At 53.0% G+C, this 23,473-nt stretch carries 21 protein-coding genes and 1 pseudogene; 7 read left to right on the top strand and 15 right to left on the bottom strand.

The features are described from left to right. Nucleotides 1–291: 291 nt before the first annotated feature. From C1N84_RS22195 to C1N84_RS22185, 3 genes are all read right to left on the bottom strand, one after another. Nucleotides 292–2,274, bottom strand: coding sequence for an autotransporter outer membrane beta-barrel domain-containing protein (locus C1N84_RS22195; protein ID WP_394541884.1), 1,983 nt, complete (start codon nucleotides 2,272–2,274; stop codon nucleotides 292–294). A 410-nt stretch (nucleotides 2,275–2,684) separates the two neighbouring features. Continuing rightward, nucleotides 2,685–3,029, bottom strand: coding sequence for a hypothetical protein (locus C1N84_RS22190; protein WP_166719163.1), 345 nt, complete (start codon nucleotides 3,027–3,029; stop codon nucleotides 2,685–2,687). A gap of 796 nt (nucleotides 3,030–3,825) precedes the next feature. Beyond that, nucleotides 3,826–3,978, bottom strand: coding sequence for a VENN motif pre-toxin domain-containing protein (locus C1N84_RS22185; protein ID WP_262264988.1), 153 nt, complete (start codon nucleotides 3,976–3,978; stop codon nucleotides 3,826–3,828). Between the two features lie 403 nt (nucleotides 3,979–4,381). Between C1N84_RS22185 and C1N84_RS22180 the strand changes: the two genes are divergently transcribed. Further along, nucleotides 4,382–4,468: a SymE family type I addiction module toxin gene (locus C1N84_RS22180; RefSeq protein WP_315975550.1), complete on the top strand. Its 87-nt coding sequence runs from the start codon at nucleotides 4,382–4,384 to the stop codon at nucleotides 4,466–4,468. 41 nt (nucleotides 4,469–4,509) lie between these two features. Here C1N84_RS22180 and C1N84_RS22175 read toward each other — a convergent pair whose 3' ends face one another. Beyond that, complete coding sequence (locus C1N84_RS22175) at nucleotides 4,510–4,749, bottom strand: hypothetical protein (protein ID WP_264443887.1); 240 nt, start codon at nucleotides 4,747–4,749, stop codon at nucleotides 4,510–4,512. A 4-nt stretch (nucleotides 4,750–4,753) separates the two neighbouring features. Then, a pseudogene (locus tag C1N84_RS22170) lies at nucleotides 4,754–5,686 on the bottom strand (VENN motif pre-toxin domain-containing protein); the annotation flags it as partial. Nucleotides 5,687–6,047: 361 nt separating this feature from the next. Between C1N84_RS22170 and C1N84_RS22165 the strand changes: the two are divergent. Continuing rightward, nucleotides 6,048–6,281: a SymE family type I addiction module toxin gene (locus tag C1N84_RS22165; protein ID WP_058776385.1), complete on the top strand. Its 234-nt coding sequence runs from the start codon at nucleotides 6,048–6,050 to the stop codon at nucleotides 6,279–6,281. 57 nt (nucleotides 6,282–6,338) lie between these two features. Here C1N84_RS22165 and C1N84_RS22160 read toward each other — a convergent pair whose 3' ends face one another. The 3 genes from C1N84_RS22160 to C1N84_RS22150 all read right to left on the bottom strand — a co-directional run bounded on the left by C1N84_RS22160 (nucleotide 6,339) and on the right by C1N84_RS22150 (nucleotide 7,856). Continuing rightward, nucleotides 6,339–6,755 carry an Imm63 family immunity protein gene (locus C1N84_RS22160; protein WP_072208604.1) on the bottom strand — a complete coding sequence of 139 codons (417 nt, stop codon included), beginning with the start codon at nucleotides 6,753–6,755 and terminating at the stop codon, nucleotides 6,339–6,341. 1 nt (nucleotide 6,756) lies between these two features. Further along, nucleotides 6,757–6,981, bottom strand: a complete 225-nt coding sequence (locus C1N84_RS22155) for a TNT domain-containing protein (protein ID WP_394541915.1) — start codon at nucleotides 6,979–6,981, stop codon at nucleotides 6,757–6,759. 80 nt (nucleotides 6,982–7,061) lie between these two features. Then, nucleotides 7,062–7,856 carry a VENN motif pre-toxin domain-containing protein gene (locus C1N84_RS22150; RefSeq protein WP_264443896.1) on the bottom strand — a complete coding sequence of 265 codons (795 nt, stop codon included), beginning with the start codon at nucleotides 7,854–7,856 and terminating at the stop codon, nucleotides 7,062–7,064. Here C1N84_RS22150 and C1N84_RS22145 point away from each other — a divergent pair. Beyond that, nucleotides 7,851–8,063 (top strand): hypothetical protein, encoded by a 213-nt coding sequence (locus C1N84_RS22145; protein WP_058776387.1) that lies wholly within the window; start codon nucleotides 7,851–7,853, stop codon nucleotides 8,061–8,063. The genes C1N84_RS22150 and C1N84_RS22145 overlap by 6 nt on opposite strands. Nucleotides 8,064–8,144: 81 nt before the next feature. Continuing rightward, nucleotides 8,145–8,363: a SymE family type I addiction module toxin gene (locus tag C1N84_RS22140; RefSeq protein ID WP_058776388.1), complete on the top strand. Its 219-nt coding sequence runs from the start codon at nucleotides 8,145–8,147 to the stop codon at nucleotides 8,361–8,363. Between the two features lie 39 nt (nucleotides 8,364–8,402). Here the strand turns inward: C1N84_RS22140 and C1N84_RS22135 are convergent, their stop codons facing one another. From C1N84_RS22135 to C1N84_RS22120, 4 genes are all read right to left on the bottom strand, one after another. Continuing rightward, entirely contained in the window at nucleotides 8,403–8,603 is a 201-nt protein-coding gene (locus C1N84_RS22135) for a hypothetical protein (protein WP_058777973.1), read from the bottom strand. 302 nt (nucleotides 8,604–8,905) lie between these two features. Continuing rightward, nucleotides 8,906–9,196 carry a hypothetical protein gene (locus tag C1N84_RS22130; RefSeq protein WP_233210703.1) on the bottom strand — a complete coding sequence of 97 codons (291 nt, stop codon included), beginning with the start codon at nucleotides 9,194–9,196 and terminating at the stop codon, nucleotides 8,906–8,908. A gap of 276 nt (nucleotides 9,197–9,472) precedes the next feature. Further along, complete coding sequence (locus C1N84_RS22125; RefSeq protein WP_264443900.1) at nucleotides 9,473–9,724, bottom strand: MafI family immunity protein; 252 nt, start codon at nucleotides 9,722–9,724, stop codon at nucleotides 9,473–9,475. Nucleotides 9,725–9,999: 275 nt separating this feature from the next. After that, nucleotides 10,000–10,626 carry a VENN motif pre-toxin domain-containing protein gene (locus tag C1N84_RS22120; protein ID WP_264443902.1) on the bottom strand — a complete coding sequence of 209 codons (627 nt, stop codon included), beginning with the start codon at nucleotides 10,624–10,626 and terminating at the stop codon, nucleotides 10,000–10,002. 276 nt (nucleotides 10,627–10,902) lie between these two features. On the opposite strand from C1N84_RS22120, the gene C1N84_RS22115 reads away from it, so the two are divergent. Then, nucleotides 10,903–11,130, top strand: a complete 228-nt coding sequence (locus C1N84_RS22115) for a SymE family type I addiction module toxin (RefSeq protein WP_166719154.1) — start codon at nucleotides 10,903–10,905, stop codon at nucleotides 11,128–11,130. 39 nt (nucleotides 11,131–11,169) lie between these two features. Here C1N84_RS22115 and imm45 read toward each other — a convergent pair whose 3' ends face one another. Beyond that, entirely contained in the window at nucleotides 11,170–11,328 is a 159-nt protein-coding gene (gene imm45, locus C1N84_RS22110) for an Imm45 family immunity protein (RefSeq protein WP_394541883.1), read from the bottom strand. A gap of 402 nt (nucleotides 11,329–11,730) precedes the next feature. On the opposite strand from imm45, the gene C1N84_RS22105 reads away from it, so the two are divergent. Both C1N84_RS22105 and C1N84_RS22100 read left to right on the top strand, forming a co-directional pair. Further along, nucleotides 11,731–12,030, top strand: coding sequence for a helix-turn-helix transcriptional regulator (locus C1N84_RS22105; protein WP_264443906.1), 300 nt, complete (start codon nucleotides 11,731–11,733; stop codon nucleotides 12,028–12,030). A gap of 101 nt (nucleotides 12,031–12,131) precedes the next feature. Further along, nucleotides 12,132–12,356: a SymE family type I addiction module toxin gene (locus tag C1N84_RS22100; RefSeq protein ID WP_394541882.1), complete on the top strand. Its 225-nt coding sequence runs from the start codon at nucleotides 12,132–12,134 to the stop codon at nucleotides 12,354–12,356. Between the two features lie 43 nt (nucleotides 12,357–12,399). Here the strand turns inward: C1N84_RS22100 and cdiI are convergent, their stop codons facing one another. Further along, complete coding sequence (gene cdiI / locus C1N84_RS22095) at nucleotides 12,400–12,831, bottom strand: toxin-immunity protein system imunity protein CdiI (protein WP_264443909.1); 432 nt, start codon at nucleotides 12,829–12,831, stop codon at nucleotides 12,400–12,402. Next, complete coding sequence (locus C1N84_RS22090) at nucleotides 12,831–23,468, bottom strand: hemagglutinin repeat-containing protein (protein ID WP_264443912.1); 10,638 nt, start codon at nucleotides 23,466–23,468, stop codon at nucleotides 12,831–12,833. Before C1N84_RS22090 ends, cdiI begins: the two co-directional genes overlap by 1 nt. Nucleotides 23,469–23,473: the final 5 nt, after the last annotated feature.

The following is a 23,473-nucleotide window of genomic DNA, read 5'->3' as shown; positions in this document are numbered from 1 at the left end:
AGTGATTGAAAATTAATATATTGACCTGTGCCAGTTTATACGGGAGCTTTTCAGCGGGGTGATTTGCCGGAACAGAATAACGATATGATTCCGGAAGGAAAGCGAAGCGACAAAATTACCTTTTACAGATTTATCGCAGAATAATTGTGGTAATCGCCGGTACGAACGTTCTGATTAATTTGACTTACGAAGAAGAATGGCTTGAATTATCGAAATATTTCCCGCGATCATCAGTTTAATTTTTTACGCGAGATAACGCGCCAGTGAAACTTTCCGACTGGCGCGTCGCCGTCAAAATGTCGCGTTCAGACCAATATTCCAGCTCAGCTGATGATAGGCGCTGTTGCCACCGACCGCAGAAACCCCGGCAAAGGCGTTGACCGTTTCACCCAGCGGCACGCTGGCCCCCAGCGACATATCCAGCCAGTTTTTATCACCGGCGCTGACGCTGCGTACAAAGCCGGTCTGCGTTGACTTCAGCCCGGCGCGCACCGCGTTCTGCGTATCACCAAACTGGTGGTTATAACTGAGCTGCGCCCACGGATTCACCGGCCACTGTTTGCTGTCGATACGCCAGCCAAGCGCGCCGATTTGCGAATGCAGGGTTTGATCGGAAAAGCGCATGGCGGTGCTGCTGTCGCCGTTTTCGCTGTAGCCCCCTGCCCGCACATAATCCAGTGCGTAGCTGGCAACCGGGCCGGTGGAAAGGTGTTCGCCCAACGGCAGATCCCAGCCGGTTTGCACCCGTAGCCCGAGCATTTTGCCGCTGCTGCTGCCCTGTTCGGTGCGCGTTGCCGGGCCGATATTGATGCGACGTTCGATGCTGTCAAAATCGAGATCGGCATAGTGCACATCCGCATTGATCCAGCCCTGCTCCAGCAGCGTCAGCTGGCTATACAGCGCCAGCAAATTGCCGCGCAGCTTGTAATCATAGTGCGCCGAAGGATGCTGGTGCTGCGCGGTGCTCGACAACAGCAGACCTGCCTGCCAGTTATCCGTGAACTGATAGCCTAATCCCAGCGTCAGGCTGCCGGTATTGGCGTCACCGTTGAGCAGGCTATCGCCGCGATAATCAATATGCTGACCGGCATAGCCGCCGAACACGCTGACCTGACCGGCGCTGGCCGGCTGCTGACGCTGCTGCTGTAAATGGCCGTCGAGGGTGTTCTGCATATCCCGCGACAGCATCAGCGGCGCCCGTGCCAGTGCCGCCACCTGCGCGGGTGCGTCAAGGATCGATTGAATGTAGTCGGCAATCATGGCATGTACCGCCGGGCTGGGATGCAGCCGGTCGGCAAACAGATAGGCCTGCGCGTTACTGAAACCGGGCGTTGACGAGGTGCATTCGGCGGCGGAGGTGCCGACCGGACAGGCCATCCCCAGCGTATTGCTCAGGCCATAGCGTTGCGGATCGGCAATTACCTCGTTGAACAGGCCGGCGATGTCGGCACGCACAATGTTGCCATTCAGCGCCACCAGCCCGGCCTCTTCCTGCTGGTTATAGCCATCGGAGAGGGCCGTCACCTGCTCGCTGAGCACCTGCCAGGCCGAAAACAGCTGCTGCGCCAGCGCGGCACGCAGCGCCGGGATGGTCGATACCTGTGCGGCGGCCTGATCGAATGCGTCGCGCACCGCCTGCTGGCGCGCAGCCACGTCGGGCGTGGCATGGCTGTCCAGCGAGGCAAACGCCGCGACCATCGCCGACTGCGCCGCCGGGCCCAGCACACTCAGCACCGCCTGCATCATGAAAGGCGTGGAGCCAAGCTGCGGCACGTTTGGCACGATTACCGCCCCCGCGCCGGCATCCAACAGCGTTTTGATTTGCGACACCGCCGCGCTGGCGCTGTTGCTGATAGTCTCGCGCGCGGTGAGCGGATTGGTCACCGCCGCCGCGATATCGTTAGCGCCCACCCAGTGAATGTACAGTCCGTTGCTATCCGCGCGGCCGCCGGTGGATTGCAGATAAGTAGCCAGCTGGTCTTGCGTATTGAGGCTGGCATCCAGCGCCGGAACGGTAACGCCGCCGCCCTGTGCATAGTTGCTGCCACCGCGCGACGACGGCTGCAGCGTTTGCCCGAACTGTGCAGCAAGGATCTCGTCATACAGTGGATGTTGCGCGCCATCATAAGTAAAACGCCCGACATTACCGCCGTCGCTCAGGCTATCGCCGAAAACCGTCAGGTTATCCCACGCCAGAGCGTTAAACGGCACACACAGGCAACTCACTGTGGCAAACGCGACCGCCGATCGCGCCAGGTTGCGACTCTTCATCATTCACTCCGAATCAGGCCAGAGGTCATGTCTGACCGCTAAAGGTGCCGGCGCCGCAGGATGCCGTCGCGCAGGCTGAAAACCGCTTAAACAGCGGAAAGGACAGTGATAACAAGGATGCTTAAGGTGTAGTCAGGCAGGCGCGCCTTTACCAGGTGGAGAGCGGAAATTTGCGGGGTGGATCGGCACGTCAGGGATTGCGGGCTGGTAACCGCAGCGTGAGGAACGGTGCTTAGAGTGACAAAGCGGCGGCGTTAACTGCAGCCGATATCATAAACAGACCCCTGGCATCCCCAGTAACTGCTCTGCAACCTTGCTATGACACGGGGCAGCGATGGCACAGCCTTCCGCAAAAAGCTTCAGGAAGTTATTCTCCACAATAAAAATCCCAGCCGCAGGGGCTGGGATTTTCGTTATCTAAGAACAGAGCTAATTTTTATATCTGGCCTTATACGCACCTCAACTTCATTTATCGTCCCCTCTGCAACAACTTCAATATAAATATAATCACCTAAATTATCCCTTTTGATACTAAATGAACTCACACCATCAATAGCGCTATGTGAAATTTCTTTATCATGTAGTTTTATTACGTACTGAACCCAACCTTCAATAACGCTAAACGAAAAATCAATACTAAGACCGCATTGATCTTTTGCTGTATATAAAAAGCTGACATTCTCTCTCTCAAACGAGACTGGTTCACTTTCAAAGAAAGAGAGCAATTCAATTTCATCAGGCTTATTTTCTATAAACATTACTTAGTTACCCCATTTTTCGGTATGGTCGTAATGTACTGACGAACACCATCGCCCGTAACTTTGAAAGTACTTTTAAACATAGTAGCCTTTCCTGAAGGGCCAATGAAGAAAGACTCTCTAATCTCAGAGCTACCCTATTGATCCGTATATTTTTTTACAACATTATTTGGGACTTTTGTCGCCTGAGTAAAATGTTCAGCCAGCACTGTATGGCCATTAATATCATCAGTAATACCTAATCGTTTCATTTCCAGAGCAAGTTGATTTGTACGATCCAATGTATGACTATTACCGGTTTCTCTACCAAAAAGATAATCAAAATTTTCGCATCAACTACCGAATTGGCGATTGTCTGGCCGCAGTGATTCCCGGAACCTTTTTACCTGGCAGTATTATCCCAGCCAGCATCCCATCCGTCGCTTCCAGCGCAAGCTGATTCCCTTTTGATGCCTGAACTACAGTATCTTTCACCGCATACCAGGTATCGCTTTTCATCAGCGCTTTAACGTTGTCCGCGACTGCCTGATTTTTCCCGGACAGATCATTCAGCCCTGGTTACAGTAACGGTCTTCCGCTACACAGGTTGCCAGCGCCATGGCCGCATCGGCAACATAGTCCACGCCCCCCAGTGCCGAGTCGCCTGCATCGGCCAGGCCGTTGATAATCGCGTTGGCGATAGCAGAGGTTGTCCCGTTACCGAGCTTGTTTCTGACCTGGTCTTTAAGGTATTCCGCACTTTGTCAGTCGGATTAACGTGCTTTATCCCCGTTCAGCGAGTTATTCTCAACCGCATTCATCCCTGCCTGAGCGCCGGCAGCGCACTGGCGCTACTGCCGCCGGTCACGCCGCCTGCCAGACCTGCAGCCAGGGTAATCAGTGCACTGATGACCTGTTTATCCGACTCCTGCAGGTCGCTAACCTGTTTACCCGAATACATCGAATACATGATCAGCTGCCCATCAGCTCTCCGCTGACCGTACCGGTCGCGCCTGCTGCCGCACTGGTTCCTGCCGCCCGCGATCGTATCACACTAACCATTGAACGGATGCCAGGGCTGGAAAGGCAGATCGATGCGATCCGACAGACGCTAATGGCGAAGCAGAAGTTTATTTCTTAGATGCTGGATAACGTGATGGGTAAACGGATTAGCTAACAGGCGCGGAACTGAGGTGCTCGAATATCCCAGCCCGCTGAGCGCAAGCAATTAACGAGGAGCTGCTTATGGCTGGTACCCATCATAAGTCAGAAACCGACACGCCCTCAACTAAATCAAGACGTTATACCGTGGGATATATCCACTATCACCTGAAGCACCGGCCTTCACCGTCGATCACGCACGATGCCACTGGATGGCTGAGCTGGGATTTGAAACCGGGCAGAAGATCGAGGTGATAACCACGCCGAAACAGATCATCATCCGCCCGGCGGTTGACTAATAATGTAAAAATCCCGGCTCGGTGGCCGGGATTTTATCTGATTAAGATATTTTCAGTTCTTCCGTTGCTTCCGCCAGGATTTGCAAAAAACTGCTTAGACTAAATTTCATTGCATTCTGTTCAGCAAGTATCCTGGCATCTGAGAAAAACTCTATTTCTATATTGTCAGGGCCTTTATCTTTGTTTAGTTGGCAAAGAATCTGATCTTTGTAAGAGATCTCCGCTGTAATTTCTTCATATTTAGAATCACTGAATAAAGTTAATTCAAAATAATTGTTCATATATTTATCTCGGCTTTTTAGGATCTAAGAAACCAGAAAATGAGCCATCTGAGTTATAACGCACACCTCTGCCATCAGGCAACCTATATTCCACGCCACCTCTGGAAAGTTCTGTTTTTATAGTACTTTTATTATTCAGCACTTCATTTACAAACTGATTCGCTGCTTCACTTTTCTGTGTTGGATTGCCTTTTAAAGGTTCAAAAACACCACCAGGTCTACCTGCGTATTTTTCCCATGCTCTGGCCGCAGCGGATAAACCTTGTTCGTTAATTGGCTCGTTCGCAGACGAAATAAGATCATCTTTCTTGAAACGGTCAAAATTATTATTTGAACCGTTTTCCTTATCTCGCGCATTTTCCTCATCCTGTGGCTCCCAACCGCCAGGCGTTCCGGACCCCGTTCCACCCAATTCGGCTTTATCAGCATCCGAAAAATCTTTGCCAATATTTGGTTGGTTCTGTTCTTCGCCATTTTCCGAAGAACAAGCTCGTCCGAAGGAGCACTGCGTTGCCTTGTCCAGCGCATCACCCAGATCTTTAATTGTACCTTCAAGACCTGAAGCTATTTTCTTATCTGCATCCTGTTTAACCTGGTCGCCGGGACCAACAGGCACACCCGGAACAGGAACTGGAGGCGCAGGGATAGTCAGCGCATTATTCTCCACCGCATTCTTCCCTGCCTGAGCGCCGGCCAGCGCACTGGCGCTGCTGCCGCCGGTCACGCCGCCTGCCAGACCTGCAGCCAGGGTACTCAGTGCACTGATGATCTGTTTATCCGACTCCTGCAGGTCACTGACCTGTTTACCCGGATACATCGAATGCACGATCAACTGACCCATCAGCTCTCCGCTGACCGCACCGGTCGCGCCTGCTGCCGCGCTGTTGCCTGCCGCCCGCGATCTTATCATTCTAACAACTGCACGGTGCCGCAGCTGGAAAGGCAGATCGATGCGATCAGGCAACTGCTAATGACGAGGCAGAAGTTTGTGGCTGAGATGCTGGACGATGTGATTGGTTAAACAGAGTAGATATCCGGCGCGGAGCTGAGGTGCGCCAACACCCCAACCCGCTAACCTGCTAACCCGCTAACCCGCTAACCCGCTAACCCGCTAACCCGCTAACCACAACCAATTATACGAGAGGGTTAATCATGGCAGAGCACGATACTAATTCAGAAGTGAGCATTTCCAGAGCGTTACGGCAGCGATTGGTAAAACGGAGTAATTAACAGACGCGGCACTGAGGTGTTGGAGCACCCCAGCCCGCTGACCATGAGCAACTAAGAAGTAGTTGATCATGGCTGACACGCATCATGAGTCAGAGACCCGCACACCCACAACCGCTGCCTGCGGACTACAGGCGCATTATTACAGGGTCAGCTACCGGCCTAACCGGAGCCAGCCGAACCCGCTGCCGCAGCTCACCATTAAAGGCCGCTGGCTGGAGCAGCTGGGCTTCACGACCGGGCAGAAGATCGAGGTGATCACCGGGCCGGGGCAACTGCTCATCCGGCTGGCGAATGAAGGGTAATTAACTGTTCTGTAGATTAAAATCCCGGCACTAAGGCCGGGATTTATTGAGTTAAGATTATAAGTAGAGGCTATCATCGTAAGGACTGGCAGCAAGAATTTCTTCAAAATGTTTTCGAGATTTTATTCCCCAGTCGATGTTGATTTTGTTCATAAGCTCAATAATCTTTGGAAAATAAATACGCCGACTATCTTTACCGGGAATCCGATTATTTAATTCGTACTCGACTGCTACATCATATATAAAATCATACACAATCCAATAAAGTAACTCATCTGTTGAATCTGTAACCTTTCTAGAAAACTCATATCCTCTCTCGGTACAGATATAATTATACTTTCCATTTTCAAATGAAATATAAGGCGTTCCATCATCAATAGGTGCTGAGCAAAGGTTAACAGAGTGAACTGGAAAACCTAATATCAAAACCAGCGTATCTATTTTTTTTTGAAGATCATTAATACTCAACAGCATTTCAATTAACCCTATCAATATATTTGTTGTCTAACAACCATTGTACATTTACTCGTTCCTGCATATTAGGCGGAATCTGAATACCTCCGCCATGTTCACCAAAAGCAGGGGCTATTTTCCCTTGCATAACAGGCAACGGTTTTATGACAACGTATTCATGGTACTTATCCGCTGAGGAGCCAGGGGCTAAAGCGCGCTGTTCCTGGGGCGTACCTTGTGGTGCCAGGAAAGAACCATTTGTCTTGCCATACCTATCTAAATGAGTGCCTACAGGAAGCGTTGTTTTAACTGGTTCTTCGGCAAAACCTAATTTTGCAGGCCAGTTCCAGTCTCCGCTTTCATTACGGTATTTATCGTACTGTGACCACCCTGAAGCTTCCTCATCAGCAGCAACTCTATTTGGCTCTGCCGTTCTTCCGGCTGAAGGTTGAGATAGTTTTTTTGCTGAACTCTTTTTGTCGGATCCTTAATTACACTCTTCAGCCCGTAAGCACCCGCCAGAGCGGCAGCCAGTTCCTGAGTCTGCATTGCTATATCATAACGGCCTGCTGCTGTTTCCCAGCTCATACCGGACGCCTGTGCTATTGCTGTTATGGCTTGGTCGCGGCTGATACTGCCTGCATCCAGTCCCTGCAAAACACTTTCCAGGTTTTTCACATCCTGTGGATATAAATCCCTGTACAACAATGAGTAGGTCGCATTTTCACCATATTTATTAAATGCTTCCTGAGCCGGGCCAATCAGCGCACCACAGGCTGAACCACCTTTATTACCATCCGTACAGACCGCTTTTATCGCTTCATCACGCGCTTTATCTGTCTGATTAATCGTCGCCAGCTCTTTCGCTTCAGCCGGTGTCAGTTCCTGTTTTAGATAGTCGCGCTTCGTCTCCAGCTGTTTCTTTCTGTCGGCTTCCTGCACCCTCAGCCAGTTATTCTCAACCGCATTCTTCCCTGCCTGAGCGCCGGCCAGCGCACTGGTGCTACTGCCGCCGGTCACGCCGCCTGCCAGACCTGCAGCCAGGGAACTAAGTGCACTGATGATCTGCTTATCCGACTCCTGCTGGTCGCTAACCTGTTTACCCGAATACATCGAATGCATGATCAGCTGCCCATCAGCTCTCCGCTGACCGCACAGGTCGCGCCTGCTGCCGCACTGGTCCCTGCCGCCCGCGAGCTTATCACACTAACCAATGAACGGGTGTCTCGGCCGGAAAGGCAGATCGATGCGATCCGACAGACGCTAATGGCGAAGCAGAAGTTTATTTCTGAGATGCTGGATAACGTGATGGGTAAACGGAGCCGCTAACAGGCGCGGAACCGTGGTGCTCGAACCCCCAGCCCGCTGACCGCTGACCGCTGACCGCAAGCAATTAACGAGGAGCTGGTTATGGCTGGCACGCATCATAAGTCAGAGGCCAACACGTCCAGGACTAAATCAAGACGTTATACCGTGGGATATATCCGCGATCACCTGAAGCAGCGGCCTTCACCGTCGATCACCCTGCGCGGCCACTGGATGGCTGAGCTGGGATTTACGACCGGGCAGAAGATCGAGGTGATCACTGAACCGGGACTGATGATTATCCGGCTGGCAGCAGCTGAGTGATAATGTAAAAATCCCGGCCTAATGGCCGGGATTTGGTCATTAAGAGACCATTTGATCTAATATGTTTCCAATCTTACTTAACAAGGCTACAACCTCATTTCTATCAGAGCCTATTCTTGTTTCAAACTCAGCAATATCAATACCATTACAGATTTCATTCAACGCTGAATTTAATATCAGCAACTCTTCTTCTGTTATATTAATTTCTGCAGTTTTCATTGTGACAGATAATAGTTCCATATTTACCTCAAGCTATCAAAGTAGGCTCTCCCGTTCACTGGTCTGAATGCAGTACCACCATCGCCAGGTTTGGGGTTTCGTATAACAACGGTGTTTGTCGATTGATCCCAATAAGCTGACCCTCCGCCACTTAGCTCTTTGACAGAAGTTGGATTTTACAACGTTCTCAATGAGTTGAGAAAACTGTTCTTTTGTCTTTATTCCCAGATTAGCGAATTCAATTTACTGAATAACATGTTTTTCGAAAGCATGTCCATCGGCAATTTCTTTTCCCGTTAACTCGGCATTAAGATTTTTACTATTTACAGCACTATGAGCCTCATTATTCCGTGCATTTTCCTCATCCTGTGGCTCCCAATCGCCAGGCGTTCCGGACCCCGTTCCACCCAATTCGGCTTATCAGCATCCGACAAATCTTTGCCAATATTTGCTTGATTCTGCTCTTGGCCATTTTCCGAAGAACAAGCTCGTCCGAAGGAGCATTGCGTTGCCTTGTCCAGCGCATCACCCAGATCTTTAATTGTACCTTCAAGACCTGAAGCTTTTTTCTTATCTACATCCTGTTTAACCTGGTCGCCGGGATCAGCAGGCACACCCGGAACAGGAACTGGAGGCGCAGGGATAGTCAGCGCATTATTCTCAACAACAACACTCTCTGGCGTGGAGTATGGTGACGAAGGCGATTTTTCCCTTTACTTTCTGTTAGTTAGAATCGTTTTTACCGGCGTACTTCCGGCGCGACAACTTGTAGCTCCGACGCGCCTTTTTCTTCTTCACATGCTACCGCTGGCCAAGAGCACCTGGCGCATTGTAAGGATTTTTAAAAATGCTCCAGACGTTGGGTTGGGAGCATTTGTACGTTTTAGCGGTTATTTTTCTGGATTTATATATGTATACCTACTATCAATTTCCAGACCAAGATCATTAATTATTTTAAGCACTTGCGTGTACTCACCTTTACTGATCACAACATCATGATCAGCAATATGATCACATAGCGTTTCGAATGCTACTACATTCTCTGAAAACCCAAGATAACCAAGGGCAAAGTCAACTAACGAAGGTTCCAGACGATCTTTTAATCCTTCACCAAATTCTCTAATTTTGTCATTAATATCCATTTCCCCCCACTATTTTTTAATAGGCTTTAAAGTTGGAGGAGTCAGATTATTATCCGGGAACGCTATTACAATTTTCCCACTAGCGGGCTCGTATACCACACGAACTCTGACACCATCTCGTTCTTCCCAGGCAACCCACCTTGCCGGTCTTTCTGCGTTTGTATACGCCCCACCAGTTCCGGTCTGAGCAAACCATTAAGTATCGCGGGAGGTAGCAATGTCTCCCACAGTATGGACAACCTTATCTGCTGACCAACTTTGAGGAAAGACTGTTTTTACTGGATTTCCAGGATATAGATGTCACCCTTGCGTAGGGCTATCCCATATAAAATATGTTGTTTGGCTTCTGGTGAAAGGATATCAACGTATTTCTGGTTTGAAGGTGCTAGTCCAAGATCTGAACTTTTCGCAATAGACAAAAAGGCTTTAGCAGCTACATACTGCACCAGCTTGGCTTCACTCTTAGGTACTCCACTTGCCAAGATTTCTGCTGCCCGTTGTGGCGTCATTTCTCCGTCAGACGCCAATGCACTGACCGGGACCCCAAAGAACTCTGCCCATCCTGTCAGCAATCCTTTAACGGCATCCTGCCCTTCAGGTATTTGACCCAGTGAGTTTTTAACCAGCGCCGCCGTAAGTTCATCCGGCGAAGCGCCATTCTGGATCATATTGGCCGCAAGTGACTGTTGAGATAAGCCAATATCATTCAGCCCCTTAGGTAGACTCAGCGAGTTATTCTCAACCGCATTCCTCCCTGCCTGAGCGCCGGCCAGCGCACTGGCGCTACTGCCGCCGGTCACGCCGCCTGCCAGACCTGCAGCAAGGGTACTCAGTGCACTGATGATCTGCGTATCCGACCCCTGCAGGTCACTGACCTGTTTACCCGGATACTTCGAATGCATGATCAACTGCCCATCAGCTCTCCGCTGACCGCACCGGTGCGCCTGCTGCCGCGCTGTTGCCTGCTACCCGCGAGCTTATCACTCTAACCACTGCACGGTGCCACGGCTGGAAAGGCAGATCGATGCGATCAGGCAACTGCTAATGACGAAGCAGTAGTTTGTGGCTGAGATGCTGGACGATGGGATTGGTTAAAAAGAGTAGATATTAGGCGCGGAGCTGAGGAGCGCCAACCCCCCAACCCGCTAACCACAACCAACTATACGAGGTAGTTAATCATGGCTGAGCACGATACTAAGTCAGAAGTAAGCATTTCCAGAGCTTTACGGCAGCTTAAGGTCGGATATACCAGTATCCGCCATGAGTGCCGCCGTACCGGCAGTGACCTGCTGCCCAGCCTTAACCTGAAGGGTAATTGGATTGAAGAGGCGGGGTTTACGACCGGTGCGCCGGTGACGGTCGCCGTGGAGAACGGGCAGCTGATAATACGGTCGCTGGCTGAGTGACAGGCAAAAAAATCCCGCCTGTTAAGGCGGGTTCGTTGTTTATTTAATAGGAGTTGCTACATATTCACCAAGGATATAAACATCTTCAATATTACATTCTGGATATATCCATTTAGCCCAATTGGTAATAACCCATTCTGTACTTAATGCTCTACCTTCGATTGACGCACTTTCGACTGGTAAAGATATTAAAATCAATCCAGCTTTGTGACCAGAAGATACAACTAAGCCGTGAGTTTAAAATAAATCTATGACCATAAAATCAACCCATTCTTCATATGGCCAAACAGCAGGCAGCCTAAAGACCGTTCCCCTCTTGATTGATTTTTATAATCAATAAGTTTCATCATTTCACCTTCAAGTCATGGCCGCCTGACTTATCGATGCTATTAGGGATTGTTTGTACCTGCAACCCTGCCATTACCGTTTTTATTAACCACCTTTCATTTCCCAACCGGGGTTTACCAATAACCCGTGAACGCTGCACAACTTGCTTGTGCGGCGGGCGCGGGTTGGACGGAGCGCGAACCGGCAGGGGTCGCATGCAGAGGGTTAAGCAGGGAGGCCCCCGGCGGGGGCCGCACGGGGCGGAGATGGCGAATGACTCAGGCCCGGCTGGCCGAGTTACTGGAGGTTGACCGCCGGGTTTACAACCGCTGGGAACGGGGGGCATCGGTTCCCCAGCTTGACGCCGTGGTCAGGATTGCGCAGGTATTACAGACCAGCCTTGATTCGCTGCTTGGACTGGAACCCATGACGCCGCCGCAGATACATAACCCGCGTTTACAGGCGCTGGTGACACAGATGGATTCGTTATCGGATGAAGATCAGCAGGCGCTGATCGTCCTGATGGACAGCCTGCTTAAGCGTTTGAAGATGACGCAGTTATTGACGTCGTAGAAGGGATTTACTACAGAATAGACGATTTTTATCAGCGCAGGGCTGCCGGGCTGGCACCCGATAACTCTGCTCACCACAACAACTAGTTATGAGTAGTTACTATGGCTAAACGCGATTGTAAGTCAGAACCCCGCGCAACTGAAGTAAAAGAACCCCAACGGCATTACACCGTCAGCTACACCCCCAATGGCATGAAGGGCAACCCGCCGCCGCAACTCACGGTGAAGGGCCGCTGGCTGGAAGATCTCGGCTTTAACACCGGCCAGCCCGTTATCGTCACCGTCGAGCGTAGGCGGCTGGTGATTGAGGCGGAGATTAGGATCTAACCGGTAAAAAAAGAAGATCCCGGCGCAAGGGCCGGGATCTTCTTTACTGCATTAGTGTCACTCTACATAGTTGATCATTCTGATTAAACTGAATATGCAATGTATGACTTTCTGTTTTGTATTTTATCCAACGATTGACATATCCCAACAACATATCCATTTTTCCACCTCCAGATCCCGAAGGAGTCCCCAACATCTGAATAATCTCTGACTCACGACTATTAACAGGTAAAGGCAGTTCACCTGTATAGGCAGAGAATCCTTCATCGGCTTGTATATAAAAAATAATTTGATTTACCACGTCATCTTCTAATAAAAATAAAACACCCGAATTAAAAAATGAGTAATAACTTCGGTCACCTAATACGCCTTCTCCAAAAACAGGTAATTCATTAAGTTTTTGAGGAAGATAAATAAACTCATTACTCGCCTTCGAGCACCCTAGCATTTCAACAAGATTATTCCATGCCAACATTATTTAATGACCCCTGTTTGCCGATTTCTGTCAATAATTTTCTTTACAGCATCATCAACTAGAGCCGGCTCATACCCGCGCTCTATCATATTGGTTCTCAAGGCATCAGTATCACGACACACGGCACCGCACAAATCTAACGCATCTTGCTGAACTTGAGCTGCCGTGTTTTTCCCACCATAAGTAGGCCCAGCCCGGTGAACATCTTTAGGGACTTCTACAGCAGTAGCATTTTGATATAAAGTCTTTTCTTCCGCTGGAGTCAATTTCCTGCCTAACTCATTTTCCTTTGCTGTTCTCAGAGCAGCAAAAGAGGGAATATGATCATGCTCTAAACCATCACCCACTACAGCACGATCTTTAAGCTCTTTATATGAACCAACATCTAACGGCTTAACTGTCTGAATCTCATCACTGGCCTTATTGATCAGCTTCGAGGCTTCAGCAAGTTCCCCTTTCTTCAGCGCTGTCTCAGCCGCTTTAATGGCCTTGCCTGCCACATCCCCTGCGCCCGGCATCAACCCTACCGCTGCGGCAAGATATTCCAGCGCACTCTGCGCTTCCGCAAAGCTCTTGATATCACCCACCACCGGCACAAAATCTGCACCGGCGGTAAAGGTTTCTTTCAGCGATTCACGCCGCTCGTCGTACATCTTCACCGAGCAGGCTTCCGCGCTTAATCCGGCACAGTTCTCCTTCTTATAGCGCTCGTTTTCCGCCTCAACATACTCACCGGCCTTCTGCTCAAGCGTTTTACCTTCAGACTGCGCCTGCGCTATATCACCCAGCGAGTTATTCTCAACCGCATTCTTCCCTGCCTGAGCGCCGGCCAGCGCACTGGCGCTACTGCCGCCGGTCACGCCGCCTGCCAGACCTGCAGCCAGTGTACTCAGTGCACTGATGATCTGCTTATCCGACTCCTGCAGGTCACTGACCTGTTTACCCGGATACATCGAATGCATGATCAACTGACCCATCAGCTCTCCGCTGACCGCACCGGTCGCGCCTGCTGCCGCGCTGTTGCCTGCAGCCCACGATGTTACCGCACCTACCACTGCATGAGCCATCGCTTTTGCGGCCTGATTGTCGGCGGTATATTTGTGTATCTGCTCGGCCAGATACGGTGCCGCTGCGCCGCTGGCTGCCTGCGCCAGATTGCCACCCGCCAAACCCTGAATTGCCGCAGTCGCCGCCTGAATCCCTTTCTGGATATCGCTGCCGGTGCCCCAGAGTGCCATGGCCTTCTTATAATCACTGCTGTTTTCCAGCGCTTCCTGATACGCTTTCTTTTCAGCCGCAGGAGCGTCGGCATCCGGCTGGTTTATGTTGATTTTTGCCAGTTCCTTCTTACCTGCTTCCGTCGCCTCAATCTGCCCCTGCGTCCGGGCGATATCAGCAACCTGGCTGCCTATTTCACCGATCAGCTGAGCCGTCTGCAGGCGTTTCTGCTCCTTCTCTTTGTCGAAAATCGGGCTGATGCTGTCATTAGCGTGCTCGGTGTCGCGGCTAAGTGCAGCAACATCCTGCTGCTGATTTGCCTGGTCGCGCACCACTATCGTTCCCTGGGCAACGGCTGACTGCGTGGTTCCCTCTGCGTGGCCACTGCTGCCTGCGCCCGCCAGCATACTGGTGGCCATGTTCCCTTTGAACTGGCCGCTGAAGTCGCCCGCCGAACTGAGGCCAATCCCCTGGTGCTGGGTTTTATAATCTGCCTGATTATGCAGGTCCGTGAAGCCAAGCGTGCCGGTATCAAGACGGTTTTTATCCGCGTCAGCCTGGCTGGCTATCACCGCACCATTGAGCTGGGTGTGACTGCCAACGGTAATATCAAACCCGCCCTGACCGGCATAAATGCCGCTTTGCTCCAGCACACTGTCGTAATTGCTGTGCATTTTATCCTGGCTGGCGTTGATATAACCGGAACCGGTCATCGAGCCAAAAGTGAAACTGCCGCCGGCACCAAAACTGATCTGCTTCGAATCATAGTTATCACTATCCTGCAGGCTGGTAATAGACAGGTTGCGACCAATGTCAGCAGTCACGCTGTTACCGTTAACCAGCGCGCCAGTCAAAGTGGTGTCACGACCGCTACGGATGTCGACAGCACCGCCGCTGTCGAGGGTGGTTTCGCTCCAGACGGTGCCATTTCCCTTTTCATGGCCTTTCGCCCCGTTAACGCTGGCGAAAATACTCAGTCCTGCGCTGCCACTGCCCACGCCGAAACTTAGCCCGATACCGCCACCGCTGCTGCTGTTTTTACCGCTGGTTTGTTGCGTACTTGCCGCGCCCGTCAGGTTGATGTCGTTCGCTGCGTGCAGTGACGTATCACCACCAGCCTTGAGCTGGCTACCGGCAATCAGCAAATCACCGCTGCTGGTACTATTGCCTTTACCGGTGGCATCAATACTGAGGTTTTTACCGGCATTCAGCGTAGAACCGCTGACGGCGTCGGACTCCTGATGCTGCTGAGATTTTGATTTTTGAGTGGTCAGCGAAATACTGATGCCAACGCCATTGTTAGGATCGCCATTGGCCTGCGCAAGCTGGCTGGCCTGGTTCGCCTGAACACCGGAAAGCACCGCTTTGGTTGCCTGTAATGCGGCCAGACGGCCATTGCTCTCTTTTTTGGCGGACTGTGCGACAGAGACAGCACTGTTCACCGCCTCGGCTACTGCGCCTGAAAGCGCCAGCGTCAGTCCACTGGTGCGCTGCTCAAAACGTTCGTCGCGCGTACGTACATCGTGGCCGGGCGTGATTGCTACGCTGTCACCTTTCAGGGCCATGTTGCCGCCAGCAATCAAATCCGCCCCCTGCACCTGCAACTGCTGGCCTGCGGTGATTGAAACGTTCCCGCCGGTGCTGCCAACGGTACTGACACTCTGGCTTTGCGTCGTGCCTTTTTCCTTCAGATCGTGCAGCGACTTACTGCTGCCGATACTGATACCCAGCCCACCGGTTCCCATCAGGCCGCTTTTTTTCGTCTCGGAGAAACGCCAGCTCGACTCCGTGTTGGTGGCGGCCGAGATCCCGACATTGTTACCGGCGCTGAGCGCCACGTTATCATCACCCGCGACCTGCGATCCTTTTACCAGCAGATCGTGACCCGCGCTCACGGAGATATTGTTGCCACTGAGCAACGTGCCTTTTTCGTGCGTAGCGCTGTCTTCCTGAATGGTGTGGGTGGTCTTCTTGCTGAACAGACCTTTTTTGGTTTTCGTCTCTTCGCGATGGTTATAATCGCTTTCGGTGGCCGTAGTGAGGTTAATATCATGCCCGGCTCGCGCGGCGATATCCTGTTTTGCCGTAATCTCACTGGCTGCGCTGTTGATATCATTCCCTGCTGCCAGCGCGATATTAGCGCCACTGCTGATTTCGCTGCCGGTTTGACGAACCTGCTCGTTGATCGTCACTTTTTTGCCGCCCCGGCTCTCGCTGTATACGCGACTCTGCTGGGCATTCAGGTTCAGATTGCGCCCTGCGCTCAGGGAAGCGTTTAGATCGGCCATCAGCTGCGCTGCCTGCGAGTTAATATCGCGACCGGCGCTCAACGCTAAATTTCCGCTGCTCTGGATGGTACTGCGCGTAGCGTTAATGCTGTCGCTTTTGCTATTGCCCTGCGTCTGATGGCTACTGTTATCCAGCGTATTCAGATTGATATCATTTGCGGCGGCCAGCGTCGTATCGCCTTTTGACACCAGTGTGCTGCCGCTCAGATTCAGGTCGTGACCGGCACGCGCGGTGAGATCGCCACCCGCACTTACGCTACCGTCCTGGCTGCTGGTCACCACAGCGCTGCCATTTTTATTAAGGCGATCGGTATGGAGCGCATTGGCGGCGATATTGATATCGCCCCGCGTACCCAACTGTAAATCACCGCCAGCAGCGAGCGTCGCGCCCGTGTTATTGATGTTGCCACCCGCGCTGAGGCTGGCATTTTTGCTGGCTGAGATACTGGCCACATCCCCTAACTGGGTATCACTGAAGCTTAACGCGGGCGCATTTTTGATGCCGTTAAGCGCCAGGCTGCTCCACTGCTGAGCCTGCGTAACGTTATTGATATTTCCCGCCGCCGATGCGAGCGAAACGGTTTCGGCCGAAATCGATGCACCGATATTATTAATATCGCCAATCGCGTTCAGTTGCAGATCGCCGCCCGAAGCCAGTAAACCGGCGTGCAGGTTATTCAGTGTGCTATTGCTGTTGGCTGACAGCAGCGTCTCGGCTTTGATAGTACTACCGTCGTTATTGATCTGCCCGGCATCCAGTTTCACCGCCTGACCAGCAATCACGCTACCTGCCGCGATCTCACTGTCGCCTGGCGCCAGATAGAGTTTCGGAGCCAGCACGGTTTGACCATTAACCGTGGTTTTTTCCCACCACACAATACTCGTGGTCAGGGCCGCAACCTGTTCCGGCGAAAGGCTAACCCCCAGTTGCAGGCCCAGGCCCGCCTGTTGCCGGGCCGCGCTGTCCATCAGGTATTGCATCTGCTGCAGATCGGAGCCGGTACCCCCCACATAGCGATGCCCGGTCTGGCTCAATATGGCGTTACTTACGTAGCGGGTATCGAACGCGGCATCACCGAGGAATTTATAATCCTTATCGGGTGTAAGCTGCAGACGATTCAGCAGATAGGCAGAACCGAGGAATTTATCTTTGTCGGTATAGATTGCCGCCGTTTCGACTCGAGGGCTGCTGCTCAGCGCCGGTTGCGTTACCGCCTGAGCCGATTGTTGAACTGCCCCGGAAGTCGGGTTCCTGAGAAACGCATTGAGGCCATCAAACAGGCTGCCGTCGGTTTTACCGACCTCTGCCAGCTGTGGGTTAGTGGTAATCAGGTAGGGACTGGCAGGATCTTTACTGGCGACAAACAGGCCGTTGTTACCGGCAGGCAGTGGATAATCAGTTAACGCCGCGCCCTGATTACCTATTTGCTGTAGCGCGCCTGTCAGCGCATCCTTCCACTGCGGAGACCCGACGGCGAGAGTTTGCACGGCGGCAAGCTGCTGGTTCTGCACGCCACCCACGGATTGCAGTGGCGCAGTTCCTGCGATACCCGGTTTGCTAATAGCATGCACCATGCTGCCAGCGTTAGCCACGGTATCCGTATTGCTCAGGTTATTCGTAAAACGCGCGCTGACGTTGCCGCCAGCCTGAATCACGGCACGCAGACCTTCCCCCGTCTGGCTGGTTTCATAAACGGGTGCGCCCTGCAGGGTATAAACCACCTCGGAGCCCAGGCCACTCTCGTATTTCACACCATGTGAATTCCCGTTACGTAAATCAGCAATGATCGAAGGTGCAGTATCTTCTTCGCCGTAGAGGTTAGTATCAATCCGTCCCGTATTAGGATTGCCATATTTGTAGACCAGATACTGGCTTTGAATGCTGTTTTCCCAGGACTGATTATTCAGATTGTTGCCGGTGAGCACGATATCCTGACCGGCGAGTAAATTACTGGCTTGATTGTCGAGGGCATCGGCTGTCACTACCAGATTCCGGTTAGCAGCGATTCGCCCTGCACCGCCAGTCGCGCTGGCCGTGACGGTGGTAGAACTTACGAGAAACTTGCGAACCGCCGTACTAAGTTTCGGTGCCAGCGTGGTGTAAGGCCGGTATTCGGTGTGGCCGTTTCCTTTACCATTACTTCCCCCCGTCTGATAACCATGCATGCCGTGATAAACGCCGATCTCATCGTCATCAAGCTGACCAAGCTTCACTTTCATGGTGGCTTGTCCCAATCCGGCGGGGGCATTCGTAGCGGACGCTGAAGTTACAGAGGTATTCATCCCCTCACGCTGATTCAGCAGATGCCCGGTACGGATGGTGATATCTCCGAGCGAGGTTTCAATGTTGCCTGAGGTATTGATCACTTCATCGCTGGCGTTACCCGCCGCATCACGCTGCAGCCACAGGTTATTATTCGCCAGGATATCGCCACGATTATTTTGAATGCTGCTGGCCAGCAGTTGCATATTATTTCCGGCATACAGCAGCGCACGGTTTTCTATCCGGCTGCCTGCCGTCATCAGCAAATTCCCTGCTGTCCCGACGAAGCCATAATTCACTAACTGGCCGCGACTGGTGAGACGCATATCCCCGCCAGCCTGGACGCTTCCGCTATCATTAAGCGTCATGTTGCTGGCATCGACGTTCAACGCGCCGCTGCCGCTGCGTAGCTGACCATTATTGATGAAATTATTGCTGCTGAGTTGCAGGCTGTTGCCCTGCAGCGTCCCCAGAACGATGAGATCGCCTTGCGTACTGAGATTCAGCGTTTTACCCGCTGCCAGCGTGCCGCTCTGCGTGAACCCCGATCCCAGTTGCAGGGTCATGTTGCCCAGCGCCAGCAGGCTGCCAGCCGCATTCAGCACCGGCGTATTGAGGGTCAGATCGCCTGCGCTATAGAGTTTGCCGGTTGCCTGGTTATCAGCATTCTGTAAGGTCAGGGCCAGCGCACGGCTGGCGAATACGCTACCGCTGTTGTGCAACACACCGCCGCGCACCTGTAAATTATCGCCCTGCAGCTGTCCCTGATTGGTCATCTGGCTGGCATTCACCTGGCTATCACCCAGACCGGTAAAAGTCCCGCTGTTCACCAGGTTGTTACCACTGTAAGCCAGCCCCTGCGCCTGCACCAGGCCGCTATTCAGTACCGTCGGTGCCGACAGCGTTAATGGACCACCGGTAAGCAATCTTCCCGGGTTATTCAGGCTGTCGCTTAGCGTTATCGTCGTAATGCCATCGCCCTGAATCTGTCCCTGGTTCAGTAAAGATTGCGCGTTGAGTTGCAGAGCACCCTGGCTGCGCAGAACCCCGCCCTGATTCGCAATCGCCTGTTCAACGTCGCCATTCAGGTTCTGCTGGGCATACAGCTGACCACGGTTAGTCAGGTTGCCGCTGTTTATCACCAGATTTTTGGCTTCGATATCACCGGCACTATCAATCGAGCCCGCTTTCAGAGTGCTGGTTCCCGCGCTCAGCAAAGCAGCGCCTTTTAGCTGCTGCAACTGTCCGCTGAGGTTGGCTGTCAGCTCGTCTGTTGCTGTAGCACTTCCCTGATTAAGCAGCGAATTGCCCTGCAGCTGCAGATTTTTTGCCGACCATTTGCCTTCATTGTTCAGGCTCGCCGCCTGAATGGCCGCCAGACCACTGGAAACGATATTACCCTGCGCCAGCGTGTTCAGATTGCCGGTCGCCGTAAGGCTGGTGCGCGCTGCGGACTGGATGCTGCCGTTGACATCAATCTGGCTGGCACGGGCATCAATGCTGTTCGCCTGCCAGCTGCCCTGCTGGTTAATACGTTGCGCATTCACGTTCAACGCGCCCTGAGTCAGTAACCGGCCCGACTGGGCATCGGTCAGATCCTGCTGTAATTGCAACACCAAGGATTTCAAGCCGATCAGATTGCCGCTGTTGCTTACACTGTCCGCCTGAATCGCCAGCGTATCGCCCTGCATCTGACCCTGATTACGCAACTGCGAGCCTGTCAGCGAAAGTTGTTCACCACTCAACAGCTTGCCACTGTTATTAAGCTCGCGGCTTTGCAGCGTAGCGGCGCTGTCCGACAGCAGGCTACCTGCGTTGTCCAGCGTCTGCTGCAACGCAACATCAAGCCCTTTGCTGGCGAGGGCGATACCGCTGTTATTCAGCGTATTGCCGCGCAGTTGCAGCGAGCTGCCCTGCAAACGTCCGGCATTTTGTGTGCTTTCAGCGTCCACTTTCAGCGCACCGCCTGACAGAATTTGCCCGGATTGCAGGTTATTGAGCGCATCGCTGCGCAGCGTGACCGATTGATTGCCCTGCATCAGCCCACTGTTAGTCAGTTGTTCGGTATCAAGTTCGAGGGTTTGTCCACTGAGGTTCCCTGCATTGCTCAGCGCGGAAGTGTTCAGCGTCAACGCATCTGAGGCCAGCAGTGAGCCCGCAGGCGCGTTATCGAGCGTGTTTTTCACGCTGATATCCAGCGTTCGCGCAGAGGTTTGCCCCTGGTTGCGCCACGCATCGCTGCGGATCGCCATCGCGCCCAGCGCGTTAAGAGTGCCCTGCTGCTGTAATGAGTCAGCGGTCAGATTCAGGCGATTATTCGCGCTCAGCGCGCCCGCGTTATTGATAATGTCTGCGGCAATGGTCAGATCCTGCGCGCCGGTCTGCGCCCGGTTGTTGAGCGTACCCGCCTGCAAAGTCAGCTGGCCAGGTGTAAACCACTGGCCAGCCAGATCGGCCTGAGCGGCAACGTTGAGCGCGATGGCGCTTTTGCCCTGCGTGCGCGCGTTGTCACCACTGCTTAACTGTTGCGAATTCAGTGTCAGCGCCTGGTCGGCGGAAAGCGTGCCGTTCAGCTCAATATTTTGCCCATTGAGCTGAATGTTTTGCGCACTGGTCTGTAGCGAACCCGCGCGGGTCGTCAGTTTTTCAGTCTGGAAATCGAGGTTGTGCTTCGCGCTCAGCGTTCCACCGAGGTCAGCCTGGCTGGAGTGCACCCGCAGAGCGCCGTCTGTCAGGATGTTACTGCCATCGCCAGCGGTAAACTGATCCGCATTAAGCATTAAGTCGCCCTGCGCGCCCAGCAGACCGTTGTTATCCAGCTGGCCGACATCCAGCAACTGCCCGGAGCCAGATTGTGCCGTACCGTTATTTGTTAATACGCGGCCAGACAGCGTTTGCTGGCCGAGCGATTGCAGCAGACCCGCGTTGGTCAGGTGATCAAAACTGAAGTGCGTATTACCATTCGCCGCCAGCGTACCACTATTGACGAAGTCAGTTGCACTGAAAGCCAGCTCGCGTCCGGCAATCAGCGTGCCAGCCCACTGACTTTGATTATTAACCTGTAATGCAATGTCATTACCGGCGGATAGCTTGCCCTCACTGAGAGCGTTGAGGCGGTCTGCACGTAAAGTGACATTACCACCCGCACGGCTTTGTCCATCCAGCTGCTGCTGTGCGCTGGTCAGGCTAAGGTCCTGCTGAGCCGTGAGCATTCCGGTTTTGCTCAGGTGCAAGGCACCGCCGCTCAGCTGAACATTATCTCCGTCCAGCTGACCACCGATCGCAGCCTGCTGGCTGGCCGTCAGTGAGACGTCGCCGTCACCGTGCAGCCTGCCCGAGCTGCCAAGCGTGAGGATATCGCCGTTTAACATCAGGCTACCGCCGCTGGCAATCTCGCCTTGCAGCATTTGCTGACGGGCGCTGAGATTGATGTTGCGCTGGCTGCTAAGCCGGGCGTCTGCAGCGGTTTGCAACGAGGTGCTGCTCAGCGTCAGGCCGTTTTTACCGCTTACAGAACCGCCCAGGGTGAAATCGCCACCCGCTAAATCCAGATCGTCACCGGCGAGTAACGTCCCCGCTGCGCCATTCAGCGCCTGCTGCGAGGCACTGATATGCAGCGCACGCGAAGACCCGATCAATCCCTGATTGTCCAGCGATGTGGTGTTAAGCGTTTGCCCGCCTGCCGACTGTAACCGTCCCTGGTTGCGTAAGGTATTTGCCGTAATAGTCTGGTTTTTCTGCGCCTGAATCAGGCCGTTATTCATCAGCGTCTGCGCCGTCACACTGATGTCACCGTTAGCTGCAACGGTACTGTTTTGATCTGCCGTGACGTCGCTTGCCGCCAGGCGCAGATTGCCGCCGCTGGTCAGTTTATTGTTACGGAGCTGCACATTGCCCTGGCTGTTCAGCGCTACGTCACCGGTCGCCTGTTGCGTCCCCTGCAGCTGCATATCGCGGGCATTCGCGAGCAGCTTGCCGCTGGTACTGGCATTCCCCAGAGTCAGGGTACCATTCGCGTTTAACGTGATATCACCCTGATTGGCCAGCAGGTTACCGATGTTGACCCCGACGCCTTTGTCGCTCGACACCAGATGAATCCGGTTAGCGTACATGCCGCCAAGCGCACCGGTATCGACCGCCACTGTCGGCACTGGCCCTTCTCCGGCGATTGGCGTAACCGAGCCGTCCTGCGCAACGCGGTTGGCACCCGCCGTGATAGCGAGATCGCTGGCATGAATATCCGCATTAATTTTGGTGGCGCGCGCAATGAGCGATACCGCATCAGCGCGGCTGCCATCCAGCCCTTTGCCCTCAACCGTCACGTCGCCTTTGGTGACTTCCAGCGCGGCGAGATTGCCGCTGGCATCCAGCTGCGGTTTTCCGGTGGTGAGCGTCACGTTGGGCGTATTAATAAAGCCACAGCCGTTACAGGTTATGCCGTAAGGGTTGGCCACGATCACATTCGCGGCTTTACCCGCGACTTCGGTATAGCCCTGCAACTGCGAACGATTAGCTCCCACTACTTCATTGATAATCGCCCGGGCTTCGTGCCCGGCTTGCAGGTTAGGGTTATTCTGGATCAGTCCGCCCAGTTGGGTCTGGGTAAGTTGCCCGCTGGCATTATTGAGAATCAGCCCCTGCTGCCCGACGTTGTACTGCTGGTACTGGTTATGGGAAACACCTGCCTGATTCGGCGTGGCGATATTGACCACCGGCACGCCGTTACCCGCGGCATCCATGCGCGTGCCCGGCGTAACCGGGGTAATTTCCGCGGCCACAACCGGCAGCAGTGGCTGTACCGCCACCAGATAACAAATGAAGTAGCTCAGCGCGCGACGAAACGGGGAAACCGGTTGACGATCATCCATAATCA

It is taken from the genome of Pantoea sp. SGAir0418 (assembly GCF_043529865.1).
The sequence above is the reverse complement of the archived record's forward strand: the minus strand, read 5'-3'. Positions and strand labels throughout refer to the sequence as shown.

Excerpts from the sequence above, each read along its gene's own strand:
- C1N84_RS22125 (WP_264443900.1), bottom strand. The coding sequence starts at position 9,724 with ATGGATATTAATGACAAAATTAGAGAATTTGGTGAAGGATTAAAAGAT.
- C1N84_RS22120 (WP_264443902.1), bottom strand. The coding sequence starts at position 10,626 with ATGCATTCGAAGTATCCGGGTAAACAGGTCAGTGACCTGCAGGGGTCG.
- C1N84_RS22100 (WP_394541882.1), top strand. The coding sequence starts at position 12,132 with ATGGCTAAACGCGATTGTAAGTCAGAACCCCGCGCAACTGAAGTAAAA.
- C1N84_RS22115 (WP_166719154.1), top strand. The coding sequence starts at position 10,903 with ATGGCTGAGCACGATACTAAGTCAGAAGTAAGCATTTCCAGAGCTTTA.
- C1N84_RS22190 (WP_166719163.1), bottom strand. The coding sequence starts at position 3,029 with ATGTTTATAGAAAATAAGCCTGATGAAATTGAATTGCTCTCTTTCTTT.
- C1N84_RS22195 (WP_394541884.1), bottom strand. The coding sequence starts at position 2,274 with ATGATGAAGAGTCGCAACCTGGCGCGATCGGCGGTCGCGTTTGCCACA.
- C1N84_RS22135 (WP_058777973.1), bottom strand. The coding sequence starts at position 8,603 with ATGGAACTATTATCTGTCACAATGAAAACTGCAGAAATTAATATAACA.
- C1N84_RS22185 (WP_262264988.1), bottom strand. The coding sequence starts at position 3,978 with ATGTATTCGATGTATTCGGGTAAACAGGTTAGCGACCTGCAGGAGTCG.
- C1N84_RS22145 (WP_058776387.1), top strand. The coding sequence starts at position 7,851 with ATGCATGATCAGCTGCCCATCAGCTCTCCGCTGACCGCACAGGTCGCG.
- C1N84_RS22140 (WP_058776388.1), top strand. The coding sequence starts at position 8,145 with ATGGCTGGCACGCATCATAAGTCAGAGGCCAACACGTCCAGGACTAAA.
- C1N84_RS22180 (WP_315975550.1), top strand. The coding sequence starts at position 4,382 with ATGGCTGAGCTGGGATTTGAAACCGGGCAGAAGATCGAGGTGATAACC.
- C1N84_RS22090 (WP_264443912.1), bottom strand. The coding sequence starts at position 23,468 with ATGGATGATCGTCAACCGGTTTCCCCGTTTCGTCGCGCGCTGAGCTAC.
- cdiI (WP_264443909.1), bottom strand. The coding sequence starts at position 12,831 with ATGTTGGCATGGAATAATCTTGTTGAAATGCTAGGGTGCTCGAAGGCG.
- C1N84_RS22165 (WP_058776385.1), top strand. The coding sequence starts at position 6,048 with ATGGCTGACACGCATCATGAGTCAGAGACCCGCACACCCACAACCGCT.
- C1N84_RS22105 (WP_264443906.1), top strand. The coding sequence starts at position 11,731 with ATGACTCAGGCCCGGCTGGCCGAGTTACTGGAGGTTGACCGCCGGGTT.
- C1N84_RS22150 (WP_264443896.1), bottom strand. The coding sequence starts at position 7,856 with ATGCATTCGATGTATTCGGGTAAACAGGTTAGCGACCAGCAGGAGTCG.
- C1N84_RS22160 (WP_072208604.1), bottom strand. The coding sequence starts at position 6,755 with ATGCTGTTGAGTATTAATGATCTTCAAAAAAAAATAGATACGCTGGTT.
- C1N84_RS22175 (WP_264443887.1), bottom strand. The coding sequence starts at position 4,749 with ATGAACAATTATTTTGAATTAACTTTATTCAGTGATTCTAAATATGAA.